We start from the raw sequence: 13,753 nt of genomic DNA, 5'->3' as shown, positions 1-13,753 counted from the left end.
CCGTGCCCGGCGCACCACGCCGGGACGGGCAGGCACGCGCGAGCGTCGGAAAGATGCCGGGCGGACGGCCGCCCGGAGCAGCGCTTTGTAGCGGCGCCTCCAATCCCTGTCCATCGGGCAGTTGGGCCGGAAACGTCGGCCCGATCGGCGAGCGACGAGACAAATGGCCCGGCGGCAGGACCACCGAACGGCACGGCAAAGCCTGCCTGAAACGACGAAGGGCGCCCGATGCCATGCATGGGACACCCTTCACGATCAGAACCCGCCCGGATCAGGCGTCGGCGTCATCCTTGCCGTCGTCGAGCAGCTGCTCGGCGATGAGGCCGGCATTCTGGCGGATCGACGTCTCGATCTCGTCGGCGACGTCCGGATTCTCGCGCAGGAAGGTCTTGGCGTTCTCGCGGCCTTGGCCGAGGCGCTGGCTGTTGTAGGAGAACCAAGCGCCCGACTTCTCGACGATGCCCGCCTTGACGCCGAGATCGACGAGCTCGCCGGTCTTGGAAATGCCCTCGCCGTACATGATGTCGAACTCGATCTGCTTGAAGGGCGGCGCCAGCTTGTTCTTGACCACCTTTACGCGGGTCTGGTTGCCGGTGACTTCCTCGCGGTCCTTGATTGCGCCGATGCGGCGGATATCGAGACGTACCGAGGCGTAGAACTTCAGCGCGTTGCCGCCGGTCGTCGTCTCCGGCGAGCCGTACATCACGCCGATCTTCATGCGGATCTGGTTGATGAAGATCACCATGCACTTCGACCGGGAGATCGAGCCGGTGAGCTTGCGCAGCGCCTGGCTCATCAGGCGGGCCTGCATGCCCGGCAGCGAATCGCCCATCTCGCCCTCGATTTCGGCACGCGGCGTCAGCGCCGCCACCGAATCGACAACTAGGACGTCGATGGCGCCCGAGCGCACCAGCGTGTCGACGATCTCCAGCGCCTGCTCGCCGGTATCGGGCTGCGAGATCAGGAGGTTCTCGAGATCGACACCGAGCTTGCGGGCGTAGACCGGATCGAGCGCGTGCTCGGCGTCCACGAAGGCGCAGATGCCGCCCTTCTTCTGGGCCTCGGCGATGGTGTGGAGGGCGAGCGTCGTCTTGCCCGAGCTTTCCGGCCCGTAGACCTCGACGATCCGGCCCTTCGGCAAGCCGCCGACGCCGAGCGCCATGTCGAGGCCGAGCGAGCCGGTGGAGATCGTCTCGATCTCGACGAGCTTCTCATTGGCGCCGAGCCGCATGATCGAGCCCTTGCCGAAGGCGCGTTCAATCTGCGACAGCGCCGCGTCGAGTGCTTTGTTCTTGTCCAACGATGGGTCCTCGACGAGCCGTAGTGCTTTCTGTGCCATGGGAGCCACCTTATTCCATGCGTTGAACATGCGCGCAATCGCGCTTTGCTGGAGAAAGACGTACGCGTTTTGTTCTCACTTGTCCAGCATAAATCTCGATTTGTTCTCTTGGCTGGCACAGTAACCGGGCGGTCGCCGCGAAAGAGCGGACGGTCGGTTCTGCTTTTGCATTTCGCCCCCGCCATGCGCAAACATGACTCGGCAACGACGAAGAGGCAGCAATCCTCGTACGGTGTAATTACAGCACCTTAGCTCGCCCTGCGGACTCTATTCGTGAGCCGTGGCAACGCGGATGAAGGCAACGGAGACTGCCCGCCGCTCTATTCGTCGAGCATTTCCTTCACCGCAATCGCGAGGTCGCGCAGTGAGAACGGCTTGGCGAGGAAGCCAAACTTCGAGCCTTCCGGCAGGTTCTTGGCGAACGCGTCCTCGGCATAGCCGGACACGAAGATGAACTTCATCTCCGGCCGCGTCTTTCGCATCTCGCGCAAGAGCGTCGGCCCGTCCATCTCCGGCATCACCACGTCGGAGACGACGAGGTCGATCTTGCCGCCGAGTTCCTCCATCACCTCCAGCGCCTCGACGCCGGAGGAGGCCTCGTGCACCTCGTAGCCCCGCATCTTCAGCGCCCGCACATTGCCGGCGCGCACGTGGTCCTCATCCTCGACGAGAAGGATGGACGCGGTACCGGAGAGGTCGGCCTTCGGCGAGACTACCGTCGGCCCGGCCTCGATCTTCGCCATCGCCGCCTCTGACGGCGTGTGCCGCGGCAGGAAGATGCTGAACGTCGTCCCCTTGCCCAGCACCGAGTCGACGAAGATGAAGCCGCCGGACTGCTTGACGATGCCGTAGACCATGGACAGGCCGAGGCCAGTGCCCTTGCCGATCTCCTTGGTGGTGAAGAACGGCTCGAAGATCCGCTCGGCAACCTCGTCCGGCATGCCCGATCCGGTGTCCGACACCTCGACGAGGACGAAGTCCCCTTCGTTCATCTCGCCGTAGCCGAGGCCCTTGAGCTCAGCCTCCGGCACGTTGCGGGTGGCGATGGTGATGGTGCCGCCTTCGACCATGGCGTCGCGGGCGTTCTGCACGAGGTTGGTGATCACCTGCTCGAACTGGCCGATGTCGGCCATTACCGGCCACAGGTCCCGCGCATGATGGCGTTCGAGCTTCACGAGGTCGCCGGAGATGCGCTTCAGGAGAAGGTGCATGTCGGCGATGACGTCGGTAAGGCTCAGCATCTTCGGCCGCATCGTCTGGCGGCGCGAATAGGCGAGCAGCTGGCGCACCAGCGAGGCCGCGCGGTTGGCGCTCTGCTTGATGAGGAGGAGATCCTGGAAGGACGGATCGCCGGTCCGGTGGTTCAGGAGCAGGAAGTCGACCGAGGCGGTGATGATGGTCAGCACGTTGTTGAAATCGTGCGCGATGCCGCCGGCGAGATTTCCGATCGCCTGCATCTTCTGGCTCTTGGCAAACTGGTCCTCGAGCGCGCGCTGGTCGGTGATGTCGACGCCGTAGAGGATGGCCGAATCGCCGGTGCCATCGCTGACGTCGGCACTGACATAGAGCCGCACCGAGCGCGGGTTCTCGCCGGTCAGCTCGGCATCGACCGAGGGAATGCCGGCCTGGTTGCGGCTGGCGGCGACGAGCGCGTGGCGCAGCGCCTCGCGGCTCTCGTCGCGCAGGCCCTCAGCGATGGCGACCGAGCCGCTGGCGGCGGCCTGGCCGAACATTTTTGCAAAGGCCGGGTTGGCGCGCACGACGAGACCCGTGTCGTTCAGCGCGGCGATCGCCATCGGCGAGGAGTTGAAGAAGCGGGTGAAGCGCACCTCCGCCGCCTCCAGCGCGTCGACGCCCTCGCCCTCGAGGCTGCGGTTGAGGACGATGGTGCGGGTGAGGCCGAGCGTCCCGTCGGCGCCGCGGCCGGTCTTGCGCATCAGCCGCACCGGCAGCCGCTTGCCGTCGGCGCCGATGAGGTCGAGGTCTACGACGCTCGTCGCATCCGCCTCCGCGGGCTCCGAGCCCATCAGCGCGAGGCCCTCGGCGGCGACAAAATCCTCGATCGAGCGGTTGTAGGGGCGGAAGGCGGCGAGCTCGATGCCGAGCCAGTCGGCGAGCGTCGCGTTGATATAGGAGATGCGGCCCTTGCGGTCTGAGGCGAAGAAGCCCGCCGGCGCATGGTCGAGATAGTCGATGGCGTGCTGCAGGTCCTGAAAGAAGGTCTCCTGCTCGTCCCTCTCGGCGGTGATGTCGGCGATCTGCCAGGCGTGGGCGGCGCCCGCCGGACCGGTCATCGGCCGCACCGAGGCGCGGTACCAGCGCGGGCCAGCCTCGCCGCTACCGTCGAGACTGCGCGACAGCCGGAACTCTTCCTGGCCGCTCTTGTCCTCGCGTGCGAGATTGGCCAGCCGGTAGATCGCCTCGGAAGCGTCGCGTTCGCGGGAGAGAAGACGCTCCAAGGTCTTCAGCTCGTCCGGGCCGGCCGCCCCGGTCGCCGTTCCATAGGCGCGGTTGGCGTAGATGATGCCGCCCTTGCGGTCGACGACGAGCGTGCCGATGCCCAGCGTATCGAGAAAATCCTGCGCGATCGTGCCTTCGCTGCCGCGCGCCGTGATGCCGACGAGGCCGAGGGCCGCGGCGAAGATCGTCGCGATGCCGATCATCGCCAGCACCGCAAACAGTGCCAGCAGCGCGATGCCGCCATAGCTGTGGCCGAACAGAGCAAGGCCCGCCGCGGTAAACAGCATGGCGCCGCCCAGAAGAAGGATCCGCCGCACAGCCCCCGCGCTGGCGCTGCGATCGACCAGGGGCTTCTCGGTCATACCTGCCGCTGGTCCGTTCATCACTCTACCCGTTTCCTGCCGCTTCCGGCCATGACGCCCGGCCCTGCGAAACCGAGCTCGCCGCCGGCGTGCCGCCATCGCCTTGCTGCATCATCGCACCGTCGTCGCCAGCGTGCCGCAATCGGCCTTGCCTTCGCTGGCGAATCCCTTGCGAACACATGCTTCTATCTATCCGACGCGGCCCTTCACCGGAAGCCGCCGGCACCACGCGCTGCACCGGCCGGCGATTCGCGCGCCTGCCCAGCGCCATCCTTGCCGGCCGAGACTGGCGCGGTGCTGGACGCCGGGGCCGGCCGGACCACCGCACTGCACCCGCAACGGGCTGAAAACCCTTGTCCTTGCGCCGCAATTCCGGTCTACCATGCCGCAAATGTTCCAGGAGTTTGGTATGCGTGAATGGGTTGTCGGCCTCGTCGGCGAAGGCATGGCGCCGATTGTGACGACGATCGTCGCCGCGGCGATCGTTATCCTTCTTCTGCTGATCGTCATATGGGTGGCGCGCAAGGCGCTTGGCGGCACGCTTGGCCCGCGCTCCAAGGGCCGCGGGCCACGGCTGGCGGTGATGGACGTCGCGGTGGTCGACCAGAAGCGCAAGCTCGTGCTGGTGCGCCGCGACGAGATCGAGCATCTTCTCCTCATCGGCGGGCAGAACGACGTCGTGGTCGAGTCCAGCATCACGCGCATCCCGGCTGCCACCCGGCCCCAGCGGATGGAGCCGTCGCTGCGGCCGGAGCCGGAAGCCGTCGAGCGCGCCGCAGCGCCCGCGACCTTGCCTGCCCCGCGCCCACAGCCGGCTGCGCCCCGCATTGCCGAAACGCCTGTCGTGCCGGTGCAGGCGACGCGCGCCGCCGTGCCCGGCCGACCGCAGTCCGCACAGGACCCGCGGCAAGAGAGCCGCGCCGCGAGTCCGCTGACGCGTGCGGTCCCGCGGCCCCCGGTCGTCGCAGCGGAGCCACCGATCGACGTCCGCAGCCCCGCGCCCGTCGCCGATGACGCCGTCGGACCGGCCGAGCCGCGCCTGCCGCCTGAGGCCGCGAACCCGCCGGCTCCGCCTGTCGTCCCGGTGCAGCCGGCGCCCCTCGTCCAGCTGCCGCAGGCGGGACCATCGGCACCGATACCGGCCGTCGCAGCCGTCAGCTCAGCCCGGTCGGACCCGACCCTCGCCACCGAACCGCAAGACGCTGCCCCCGCTGTGACGCCGCAGGCCGTGCGCCCGTCCGCGCCGCGGTCGCAGGACACCCGGGCCCAAGAGGTCAGGCCGCAAGAGTTCAGGCAGCAGGACGCGAGGCAGCAAGACCCCAAGCAGGAGACGATGGGCGGCGCGCCGAGAGACCGCGCGCCTGCTGTCACGCCGCCGGTGTCGGCGCCTACCGTTACGCCGCCAGTGTCGGCGCCCGTCGCGAGCCGCACACCGGATATCTTCGCCTCGCCGTCCGATGCCGACGTCGGGGATGACACAGCCACCGGCGCAGTCGCACCGGCCCCCGTTGTAGAGGCACGCGTCGCCATTCCCGTCAGGACGCCGCGCATCGAGCCGGAACAACGCCCTTCGCCGCGCCAGCCGGTCGGCCAGAACGTGCCGCCAGCACCGCGGACGTCGATTCCGTCGCAGCGCGTCGAGCCGACCCTTGGCCAGGACGAGACGCCGGTGCCGCGTGTGTCGGTGAACGAGGCACCATCCCGCCGATCGACCGCCGCCTACGTGCCGCCGACACCGATGCAGCGCTCGATGGCGACGCCGACCTATCCGCCGAAACCCGCCGTCAGCAGCGAGCCGTCGGACGAGCCGGAGCGCACGCCGGAAGAGAGCCAGCAGCAGGACGCGCCGAAAGTCAGCGCTGACACAACGCCGGCGGCTCCGCCTGCGCCCGCTGCGGCCCCCGAAATCTCGCCGCCACCTTCGTTCGCCAGCCGCGTCACAAGCTCGCCGCTGATCGCCGCGGCCGAACGGCAGAAGGAAGCCATTCTGGCACGCGTCGCAGCGGCGTCCGAGCGACGCCCGCCGGCGCCTCCGGCCGAGCCAGTCGAGGCCGCAAAGCCGGCTGAGCCGGTTCTGCCGCGCGTCGACACGGCCCCCAAGGCCCCGCTCGATGCGCCCGCCGGGCCGAAGACGCCCGTTTCGGCGCCGCGCAGCGACCCGGAGGCAACCGAGCCGACGGCTCCGGCCGCCGAGGACTCGGATAAGCCGGCGCTCGCACCGGAGGTGCCGAGACCCTTGTCGGTCCGCAGTTTTGCCACCGCGATCCAGTCGATGAAACCAAGCTATGAGCCAGCCCCCGTTTCGGTGAAGCCGGCCGCAGCGCCAGTCGAGGCCCGCCCGCTGCCAAGCTTCGCGCCGCCTACGCCGGCGCCGGCCGCTGCAAAGCCGGCTGCACCGATGGTGCCGGCCCCGTCCCGTGGCTATGACACCGACGATTCGGCCAGCCTCGAGGATTTCCTGTCGGCCGAGCTCGACTCGGACTTCGACCAGGTCAGCTGGAACGACATGCCGAGTGCCGCCTCCGCGCCGGCGCCAGACGTGCGGATCGACCCGCCGGCCGCGGCAACCCGCACGCCGGACGTGCGTCCCACCGCTGAAAAACCCGCCGAAGCGCCGCGGGCCCTCACCCTCGAGGAAGAGATGGAGCGGCTTCTCGGAGATTTCGACTTCGAGATTTCCGACCGCAAGACACGCTGACATCCTGCCGCGCGGCGCCGAACCATCGGCATCGCGCGGCGAAACAGCCGATAAATCGAAGACATGTGACAGAAAATGAAAAGGGCCCCGCACTGCGGAGCCCTTTTTTCATTCTGGGACCTGAAGGCAGGCCTTCACTCGTCGCGATAGACCTTCTCGCGCCGTTCGTGGCGTTCCTGCGCTTCGAGCGACATGGTGGCGATCGGCCGTGCATCGAGACGCTTCAGGCTGATCGGCTCACCGGTCTCCTCGCAATATCCGTAGGTCCCCTCCTCGATCCGCTCGAGCGCCGAGTCGATCTTCGAGATCAGCTTGCGCTGGCGGTCGCGGGCCCGCAACTCGATGGAGCGGTCGGTTTCGGACGAGGCACGGTCGGCGAGATCGGCAAGGTTCGAGTTCTCGGCGATCAGCATTTCCAGCGTCTCGCGGGACTCACGCAGGATCTCGGCCTTCCAAGCTAGCAGCTTCTTGCGGAAATAGTCCCGCTGCCGATCGTTCATGAACGGGCCGTCTTCCGACAGACTCGCCTCGATATGCAGAGTTTCACCCATACCGCGTCCTTCAAAGCCGTCACGGCGGTGCTTATAGCCATGCTTGGGGACATGAACAAGCGCGTTCTCGGACGCAACTGGTTTGTGGCTACATGTCCTAAGACAAGGTTTTTACTCGGCTTTCAAGATCGGCCTCGGCAAGGGCGCTGCGTGCGGCTTTGCTTGTTCCGGTTTCCGTACAAGCTGCGGTTCTTCGATCGGCCTTCGCGCCCTCCGCGCGCAGCGCACGCCATGCGTTTACCCCCACCATAGAAGGGCACCAGAACTCCCGTGGCCTCCGCATCACAAATCGGTTTCCGCTGATCGGGCGATGCGCTAGCAAATGCTATGACCGAGACAGTCCGCAGCACGCTCACTCTTCTGCGCCATGCCCATTCCTCCTGGGCCTTGCCGGGTCAGCGCGATCACCAGCGACCGCTCGACGCCCGCGGGCGGGAGGATGCGCTGGCGCTCGGCCCGAGACTGCTGGCGGCAGGGTGCGCCATTGATGCCGTCGTCTGTTCCACCGCAGCGCGCGCAGCGGAGACCTTTGCAGCCCTCCGCCCGCATCTCCCGCCTGATCTCACGGTCACGACCTCCGACGACATCTACGCCCTCGGCGTCGAAGCCTATCTCGCGGCGGCCCACCGCCACGAGAGCGCGAAGGGGCTCCTGATCGTTGGCCACAACCCGATGATCGAGGAGTTCACGCTCTCGCTTGCCGGCAGCGGCGAGAGCGAGGCGCTTGCCGCGCTGGCCGAGGGTTTTCCGACCGCCGGCCTTGCCGTCATAGAATTCGCGACCGGGCTCGACGCCATCACGGCCGGCAGCGGTCACCTCCGTCGTCTCCTGCGGCCGCGCGACCACGGCGGCTGATCTCTGGCCGGTGCGGGTGCGCAACACCTGTCGCCGGGCGGGGGGCCATCCTATATCCGCCCGAGCCGCCAACGGACGGAGCCTGCCGCGTTCATGACCTCCCTGACTGACGAAGCGCGGATCGCGTTCGACACGCTGACCGAGCGCACCGGCTCGCTGTTCCAGCCGACGGTACGGATCGGCGTCGCCGGGCTGTCGCGTGCCGGCAAGACGGTGTTCATCACCGCGCTGGTCCATAACCTCCTGCATGCCGGCCGCTTGCCGATGTTCGAGGCGCAGGCTTCCGGGCGCATCGCGCGCAGCTTCCTCGAGGAGCAGCCGGACGACGCCGTGCCCCGCTTCCAGTACGAGGAGCATATCCGGACCATTCTCGAGGAGCGCCTCTGGCCGCAATCGACCCGGGCGATTTCCGAACTGCGGCTGACCATCGAGTTCGAATCGGCTTCTGGCTGGTCGCGCCTGTTCAAGGCCGGCAAGCTGTCGATCGACATCGTCGACTACCCCGGCGAATGGCTGCTCGACCTGCCGCTGCTCGACAAGGACTACGCCACCTTCTCGCGCGAGGCAATCGAGCGTGCCCGGCTGCCGTCTCGGGCGGAGATGGCCGGCGAGTTCCTGGCGCTGCTCGATGCGACCGACATCGCCGCCCCGGCGGACGAGTTGACCGCGGTGCGGCTGGCGACAGCGTTCGCGACCTATCTCAGGGCCTGCCGCGCCGACAGGACGGCACTCTCTACGCTGCCCCCGGGGCGCTTCCTGATGCCAGGCGACCTCGAGGGCTCGCCCGCGCTGACCTTCGCGCCGCTGCCGGTCGAGCCAGGCGCCACCTACCCGAAAGGCTCGCTCGCCGCCCTCCTGGCGCGGCGCTACGAGGCCTACAAGACCGTCGTGGTCAAACCCTTCTTTCGCGACCACTTCGCCCGCCTCGACCGGCAGATCCTGCTTGTCGACGTGATGCAGGCGATCAATGCCGGCCCCGAGGCGGTGCAGGACCTCGAAGCCGCGCTTGCCGACATCCTCGTCTGCTTCCGGCCGGGCAAGGCGAGCTGGCTCGGCTCGTTTCTCACCCGGCGCATCGACCGCATTCTCGTCGCCGCCACGAAGGCCGACCATCTCCACCGCACCAGCCACCAGCGGCTTGAGCGGATCGTCCGCCGGCTGGTCGACGGTGCCATCACCCGTGCCGACTTCTCCGGCGCCAGCACCGACGTGCTGGCAATGGCGGCGGTGCGGGCAACGCACGAGGCCTATGCCGACGACCGCGGCCAGCGCCTGCCGGTGATCGTCGGCACGCCGATGGCAGGCGAAACGATCGCCGGCGAGCTCTTCGATGGCCAGACGGAGACCGCGGTGTTTCCCGGCGACCTCCCCGCCGACCCCGCCCGCCTCTTTACCGGTGGACAAAACGGGGCGGCGCGCCATCCGCTGACCTTCGTGCGCTTCAAGCCGCCGCGGTTGGAGCGGAGCGACGAAGGCCTGACGCTGTCGCTGCCGCACATCCGGCTCGACCGCGCCCTGCAGTTCCTGATCGGAGACAAGCTGGCATGAGCGATTCCGAGCTGCCCCGCCGCCCCGCGGCCTTTCGCGTCGATAGCCTCGACCGGCGGGCGCCCTTCGCGGAACCTTCGAGCGAGCCGGAAACCGGCCGCGCCCCGCGCGCCCTCCCCGACATCGCCAGCCTGTCGATCGAGCCGGACGAGGCGATCGAGGCGCTGGATGCCGGCCTCGTGCCGCTGCCGGCACCGCGCCGGCGCTTTCCCTTCGCCAAGCTCTTCCTCGGCGCTCTCGGCGCGCTGGTTTCGATCGCCATCGGTTTTGCCGTCGATGGCCTAGTGCGCGACCTCTTCACCCGCGCCGACTGGCTGGGCTGGACGGCGCTGGGCTTCGCTGCTCTCCTCGCCATCGGCGCGCTCGGCATCGTGCTGCGCGAGGCGCTCGGCCTGATGCGATTGTCCGCCGTCGACCGCGAGCGCAAGGCGGCGCTGAAGGCCTATGAGAGCGACTCGGAAGACGAGGCGAAGCGGGTCGTCGCGGGCCTCGTCGCCCTTCTCGCGGGCAAGCCGGGCACAGCGGAGGGTCGCGCGCGGCTGGCAGCGGCGAAGGACGACGTGATCGACGGCCGCAACCAGATCATCCTCGCCGAACGCGAACTGCTGATGCCGCTCGATCTGCTGGCGCGTGCGCTGGTGCTAAACTCGGCCAAGCGCGTCTCGGTCGTCACCGCCGTCAGCCCGAAGGCGCTCGTCGATGTCGGCTTCGTCCTGTTCGAGAGCGTCCGGCTGATCCGCCTGATTGCCGAGCTCTACGGCGCGCGGCCCGGCACGCTCGGCCTCATCAAGCTGACGCGCAACGTCCTTGGCCATCTCGCGGTCACCGGCACTATAGCAATCGGCGACGACGTGATCGGGCAGGTGGTCGGCCATGGGCTGGCCGCGAAGCTCTCGACCCGGCTCGGCGAGGGCGTCGTCAACGGCCTCCTCACCGCCCGCATTGGCCTTGCCGCCATGGACCTCTGCCGGCCCATGCCCTTCCTCCAGGCCAAGCGTCCGAAGATCAGCGATTTCATGAGCGATCTCGGCAGCTTGCGCGGTGATGCAAAGAAGCCGCAGGCGCCGGTCAACAGAGTGTGAGCCCGGCTCGGTAGCCAGCTGAAAGGAAGCGTTAACCGTTCCGGGCGATAAAGGACCGGTCGGGGTTCAGTCCCCTCGCCGGTTCGGAGTGCCTGAAATGCCCGTCAAACTGCTCGCCGGCCTCGCGCTTGCCGCCTCGACCCTCATCGCCGTTACCGCTCCCGTCGCCGCCGGCGGCGACGAGGTCTTCTTCGACAAGGTGGTGGGCCAGTGGGGCGGGCCGGGCGAGATCGTCGCCGGCAAGTACAAGGGCACCAAGTTCGTCTGCAGCCTCAGCGGCGAGTCACTCGCGAAGAACCCCGGAATGGCGCTCGACGGCACCTGCCGCGTTGGCATCTTCTCGCAGAAGATGCGCGCCGAGGTCAGCAAGAACGGCGCGACCTACAAGGGCGCCTTCCTCGACGGCGCGCTCGGCAAGGGCCTCGACATCGTCTCCGGCAATGTCGCCGGCGACCAGATCGTCGTCGGCCTCGACCGCAAGCAGCTGAAGGGCGCGATGATCGCCAAGCTCGACGGCCGCGACAAGCTGAACATCTCGATCTCGGTGCGCGTCGCCGAGGACCTCGTCCCGGTCATCGGCATGAGCCTCACCCGCGGCGAAGCCCCGATCAAGCAGACCGCGCTGGAGGAGTAAGGCCCCGGCCTTCACCCCGTCGCCCTACTTGGCGTTCTCGCGCCACCACTCCCCGTCGGCGCTCGCCACCTCGATCCCCTCGCCCGCCACCGCCGCGATGGCGTCGGCGATCGGCCGGCCTTCAACGGTGAACCCCGGTGCGATCTCGGCCAGCGGCACCAGCACGAAGGCGCGCAGACCCATCCGGGGATGCGGCAAAGTCAGCTCCGAATCCTCATAGGCCTTGCCGCCATAGTCGAGCACGTCGAGATCGATGGTGCGCGGTCCCCAGCGCTCCCGCCGCTCGCGTTTCAGCGAGCGCTCGGTAGCAAGGCAGAGCTCCAGCAGCGCCCGCGGCGACAGCACCGTATCGACCGCCGCGCAGGCATTGACGAACCAGGGCTGGTCGAGGACGCCCCAGGGCGGCGTCCGGTAGATCCGCGACACCGCCGCGACCGTGACGTCGTCGCGGGCATCCAAGGCTTGCAGCGCCCGGCGCATGTTGACGACGGGGTCGCCGATGTTCCCGCCAAGGCCGAGCAGCGCCCGCACACCGGCCGCTGGTGCCTCCACGGCCTTCGTCTCGATCGCGCTCATCCTTGCCCCCTCTGGCCGCGTCTCCTTTACCACTGACGCCCCTCCACCCCAGCCCGCAAGGCATCGGCGATCGCCAGCGCATCACGGCTCGCCGGCACGTTATGAACGCGGAAGATGTCGGCGCCGCGCTCGCGCAGCAGAACGCTCGTCGCCGCGGTGGCATAATCCGGCTCGGGATCCTCCCGCCCGATCGCGCCGCGCACGAAGCGCTTGCGCGACGTGCCGACGAGGAGCGGATAGCCGAGCGCCCGGAGTTCCCCCATCCGGGCGATCAGCACCATGTTTTCCGGCCCATCCTTGGCGAAGCCAAAGCCCGGATCGAGCACGATCTTCTCGCGCGCGACGCCCGCCGCCTCGGCGATCCGCAGTGAAGCCTCCAAGAAGTGGAACTGGTCTTCGATGACGTCGGGCAGCTTGTCGCGCTCGCGCCCGGTGTGCATCAGGCAGAGGCCGGCGCCGGTCTCCGCCGCGACCGCCGCGATGGCCTGGTCCTTCTGCGCCCCGAACACGTCGTTGACGATGTGCGCGCCCGCCGCCACCGCCAGCCGCGCCGTCTCGGCGCGGTAGGTATCGACCGAGATCAGGCAGTCGGTCCGGCCTGCGAGCGCGGCGATCACCGGCAGGATGCGCCGCTGCTCCTCCTCCGGCGACACGGGCGTCGCGCCCGGCCGGGTGGACTCGCCGCCGATGTCGATGATCTCAGCGCCGTCGGCGGCCATCTGCAGCGCCGCCGACACCGCCGCCTCGACGCCGGCGTAGCGGCCGCCGTCCGAGAAGCTGTCCGGAGTCACATTGAGGATACCCATGATGCAGGCGCGGTCGCCCAGCACCAGTTGGCGGCCGTGTCCGACCTGCCATGTCCCGCCACGCGGCTTCAAAGGCAGCATGCCATTCCCTTCAGATACCCGTTGGCAACCTATCGGTCGCACAATGGTGTTAGGCTAGGTCCTTGTATCAACGCCCGCTTGCGGTAGCGTGGCCAGCTATCCACGACCGCGTCGGAGACGATGATGCTGCGCACTCTCTCGCTTGTCGCGATCCTTTTCGGCACGTCAATGACCGTTCGGGCTGCCGACATCCGCGAACAGACGAAATATTTCTCGGTCACCGGCACCACGCTCGAAGAACTCGACCGCGATCTCGGCCGCAAGGGCCCGCTGATGGCCGGCACGAACATGCGCCACCCCGGCGCCACCGAGGTGAAGTTCGACGGCAAGGTCACCTATCTCCCGGTTGGCGCGCGGTGCAAGGTCGCCCGCACCCAGCTGACGCTGCGGCTGGTCAAGACACTGCCGAAGTGGACATCGCCCAAGAGCGCCTCGCCGAGCGTCGCGGTGATCTGGAACACGCTCTCGGACGATATCGCCCGGCACGAGAACGACCACGCGAAAATCGCCCGCAGCTACGTCCGCCGGATGGAAAGCGCGTTGCGAAACCTTGCGCCGGAGAAAACCTGCGAGGCGATGGAAGCCCGCGTCAACGCCGTCAGCGCGCGCTATCTCGCGGCCCACCAGGCCGAGCAGGTTCAGTTCGACGTGGTCGAGGGCCGCGAGATGAACATGCGGCTTCGGCGCCTCTTGAAACGCAACATCGAGGCCGCGTCGGCAGAATAGCAGCATCAGTCAAGCGCGTTCCAAGGGAACGGCGC

The 13,753-nt window shown here is 68.1% G+C and carries 11 protein-coding genes; 6 read left to right on the top strand and 5 right to left on the bottom strand.

The features are described 5' to 3' along the window. Nucleotides 1-271: 271 nt before the first annotated feature. Nucleotides 272-1,339, bottom strand: a complete 1,068-nt coding sequence (gene recA / locus ACZLZY_RS18455) for a recombinase RecA (RefSeq protein ID WP_472935028.1) — start codon at nucleotides 1,337-1,339, stop codon at nucleotides 272-274. Nucleotides 1,340-1,659: 320 nt separating this feature from the next. Beyond that, the gene (gene cckA / locus ACZLZY_RS18450; protein ID WP_472935027.1) at nucleotides 1,660-4,161 is read right to left on the bottom strand and encodes a cell cycle histidine kinase CckA; all 2,502 of its coding nucleotides are present in this window, start codon (nucleotides 4,159-4,161) and stop codon (nucleotides 1,660-1,662) included. Nucleotides 4,162-4,570: 409 nt separating this feature from the next. Here cckA and ACZLZY_RS18445 point away from each other — a divergent pair, with 409 nt between their 5' ends. Beyond that, entirely contained in the window at nucleotides 4,571-6,859 is a 2,289-nt protein-coding gene (locus ACZLZY_RS18445) for a hypothetical protein (protein ID WP_472935026.1), read from the top strand. 134 nt (nucleotides 6,860-6,993) lie between these two features. Here the strand turns inward: ACZLZY_RS18445 and dksA are convergent, their stop codons facing one another. Then, on the bottom strand, nucleotides 6,994-7,410 hold the full coding sequence (gene dksA, locus ACZLZY_RS18440) for an RNA polymerase-binding protein DksA (protein WP_472935025.1): 417 nt from the start codon (nucleotides 7,408-7,410) through the stop codon (nucleotides 6,994-6,996). Nucleotides 7,411-7,737: 327 nt separating this feature from the next. Here dksA and ACZLZY_RS18435 point away from each other — a divergent pair, with 327 nt between their 5' ends. The 4 genes from ACZLZY_RS18435 (at nucleotide 7,738) to ACZLZY_RS18420 (ending at nucleotide 11,529) form a co-directional block, all read left to right on the top strand. Next, the gene (locus ACZLZY_RS18435) at nucleotides 7,738-8,265 is read left to right on the top strand and encodes a SixA phosphatase family protein (protein ID WP_472935024.1); all 528 of its coding nucleotides are present in this window, start codon (nucleotides 7,738-7,740) and stop codon (nucleotides 8,263-8,265) included. A gap of 93 nt (nucleotides 8,266-8,358) precedes the next feature. Next, entirely contained in the window at nucleotides 8,359-9,813 is a 1,455-nt protein-coding gene (locus ACZLZY_RS18430; protein WP_472935023.1) for a YcjX family GTP-binding protein, read from the top strand. Beyond that, complete coding sequence (locus ACZLZY_RS18425; protein ID WP_472935022.1) at nucleotides 9,810-10,895, top strand: YcjF family protein; 1,086 nt, start codon at nucleotides 9,810-9,812, stop codon at nucleotides 10,893-10,895. The genes ACZLZY_RS18430 and ACZLZY_RS18425 overlap by 4 nt, the downstream gene beginning before the upstream one ends. A gap of 88 nt (nucleotides 10,896-10,983) precedes the next feature. Beyond that, the gene (locus ACZLZY_RS18420) at nucleotides 10,984-11,529 is read left to right on the top strand and encodes a hypothetical protein (protein ID WP_472935021.1); all 546 of its coding nucleotides are present in this window, start codon (nucleotides 10,984-10,986) and stop codon (nucleotides 11,527-11,529) included. Nucleotides 11,530-11,553: 24 nt separating this feature from the next. On the opposite strand, the gene folK is transcribed toward ACZLZY_RS18420, so the two are convergent. Next, complete coding sequence (folK, locus tag ACZLZY_RS18415) at nucleotides 11,554-12,105, bottom strand: 2-amino-4-hydroxy-6-hydroxymethyldihydropteridine diphosphokinase (RefSeq protein ID WP_472935020.1); 552 nt, start codon at nucleotides 12,103-12,105, stop codon at nucleotides 11,554-11,556. Nucleotides 12,106-12,131: 26 nt separating this feature from the next. Next, nucleotides 12,132-12,992 (bottom strand): dihydropteroate synthase, encoded by an 861-nt coding sequence (folP, locus tag ACZLZY_RS18410; RefSeq protein WP_472935019.1) that lies wholly within the window; start codon nucleotides 12,990-12,992, stop codon nucleotides 12,132-12,134. 123 nt (nucleotides 12,993-13,115) lie between these two features. Here folP and ACZLZY_RS18405 point away from each other — a divergent pair, with 123 nt between their 5' ends. Next, the gene (locus tag ACZLZY_RS18405) at nucleotides 13,116-13,718 is read left to right on the top strand and encodes a DUF922 domain-containing Zn-dependent protease (protein ID WP_472935018.1); all 603 of its coding nucleotides are present in this window, start codon (nucleotides 13,116-13,118) and stop codon (nucleotides 13,716-13,718) included. Nucleotides 13,719-13,753 lie beyond the last annotated feature (35 nt).

This window comes from Mesocryomonas lacus, assembly GCF_055730135.2.
The sequence above is the reverse complement of the archived record's forward strand: the minus strand, read 5'-3'. Positions and strand labels throughout refer to the sequence as shown.

Excerpts from the sequence above, each read along its gene's own strand:
- recA (WP_472935028.1), bottom strand. The coding sequence starts at position 1,339 with ATGGCACAGAAAGCACTACGGCTCGTCGAGGACCCATCGTTGGACAAG.
- cckA (WP_472935027.1), bottom strand. The coding sequence starts at position 4,161 with ATGACCGAGAAGCCCCTGGTCGATCGCAGCGCCAGCGCGGGGGCTGTG.
- ACZLZY_RS18445 (WP_472935026.1), top strand. The coding sequence starts at position 4,571 with ATGCGTGAATGGGTTGTCGGCCTCGTCGGCGAAGGCATGGCGCCGATT.
- dksA (WP_472935025.1), bottom strand. The coding sequence starts at position 7,410 with ATGGGTGAAACTCTGCATATCGAGGCGAGTCTGTCGGAAGACGGCCCG.
- ACZLZY_RS18435 (WP_472935024.1), top strand. The coding sequence starts at position 7,738 with ATGACCGAGACAGTCCGCAGCACGCTCACTCTTCTGCGCCATGCCCAT.
- ACZLZY_RS18430 (WP_472935023.1), top strand. The coding sequence starts at position 8,359 with ATGACCTCCCTGACTGACGAAGCGCGGATCGCGTTCGACACGCTGACC.
- ACZLZY_RS18425 (WP_472935022.1), top strand. The coding sequence starts at position 9,810 with ATGAGCGATTCCGAGCTGCCCCGCCGCCCCGCGGCCTTTCGCGTCGAT.
- folK (WP_472935020.1), bottom strand. The coding sequence starts at position 12,105 with ATGAGCGCGATCGAGACGAAGGCCGTGGAGGCACCAGCGGCCGGTGTG.
- folP (WP_472935019.1), bottom strand. The coding sequence starts at position 12,992 with ATGCTGCCTTTGAAGCCGCGTGGCGGGACATGGCAGGTCGGACACGGC.
- ACZLZY_RS18405 (WP_472935018.1), top strand. The coding sequence starts at position 13,116 with ATGCTGCGCACTCTCTCGCTTGTCGCGATCCTTTTCGGCACGTCAATG.